2 rRNA genes are annotated in these 1261 nt (G+C 51.6%); both read left to right on the plus strand.

From position 1 onward, the window contains the following. A 16S ribosomal RNA gene (locus FYJ62_RS10515) occupies window positions 1–221 on the plus strand; the annotation flags it as partial. 224 nt (window positions 222–445) lie between these two features. Continuing rightward, window positions 446–1261: ribosomal RNA gene (locus FYJ62_RS10520) — 23S ribosomal RNA — on the plus strand; the annotation flags it as partial.

The raw sequence follows: 1261 nt of genomic DNA on the forward strand, positions 1-1261 counted from the left end.
GCCTGCACGAAGCTGGAATCGCTAGTAATCGTGGATCAGCACGCCACGGTGAATACGTTCCCGGGCCTTGTACACACCGCCCGTCACACCATGGAAGTCTGCAATGCCCGAAGTCGGTGGGATAACCTTAACGGAATCAGCCGCCTAAGGCAGGGCAGATGACTGGGGTGAAGTCGTAACAAGGTAGCCGTAGGAGAACCTGCGGCTGGATCACCTCCTTTCTAAGGATAGACAGATGAATGGAGAGCAGAGATGCTAACAGAAATTCATCATGTTACGGAAGCACACTGAAAGAAACTTTGTTTAGTTTTGAGAGTATCAACTCTCAAACTTGTACGTTGAAAACTGAATACTTAATCCAAGAAAAAACCGAGACATCATTGTAGACAATGAATAGATTGCAAAGCGACCGAGAGAGAGTTCGAAAGAACTTAGACTTGATACAGGTCAAGTGAAGAAGGGCGCACGGTGAATGCCTGGGCACTGGAAGCCGATGAAGGACGTGACGAACCACGAAAGTCTTCGGGTAGCCGTAAGTAGGCTGTGATCCGGAGGTATCCGAATGGGGGAACCCGGCATGCGAAGGCATGTCATCCATGAGTGAATACATAGCTCATGGAGGGAACACGCAGTGAACTGAAACATCTAAGTAGCTGCAGGAAGAGAAAGAAATTCGATTTCCTTAGTAGCGGCGAGCGAACGGGAAAGAGCCCAAACCGGCAGATTTATCTGCCGGGGTTGTAGGACTGCAACGTGGCACTTTGGCGGATAGCGGAAGCGCTTGGGAAAGCGCGCCAGAGAGGGTGAGAGCCCCGTAGGCGAAATCCAAAGAAGGCCTAGCAGGATCCTGAGTAGGGCGGGACACGAGAAATCCCGTCTGAATCCGCGAGGACCATCTCGCAAGGCTAAATACTAACCAGTGACCGATAGCGAACCAGTACCGTGAGGGAAAGGTGAAAAGAACCCCGGGAGGGGAGTGAAATAGAACCTGAAACCGTGTGCCTACAAGTAGTCAGAGCCCGTTAAGGGGTAATGGCGTGCCTTTTGTAGAATGAACCGGCGAGTTGCGTTAGTCAGCAAGGTTAAGTCAGAAAAGACGGAGCCGCAGCGAAAGCGAGTCTGAATAGGGCGAGAAGTTGGCTGATGCAGACCCGAAACCAAGTGACCTACCCATGACCAGGTTGAAGGCGCGGTAAAACGCGCTGGAGGACCGAACCCACGTAAGTTGAAAATTGCGGGGATGAGTTGTGGGTAGCGGTGA

The sequence above is a fragment of the Lactobacillus porci genome (assembly GCF_009695985.1).
Lineage (GTDB): Bacteria > Bacillota > Bacilli > Lactobacillales > Lactobacillaceae > Lactobacillus > Lactobacillus absianus.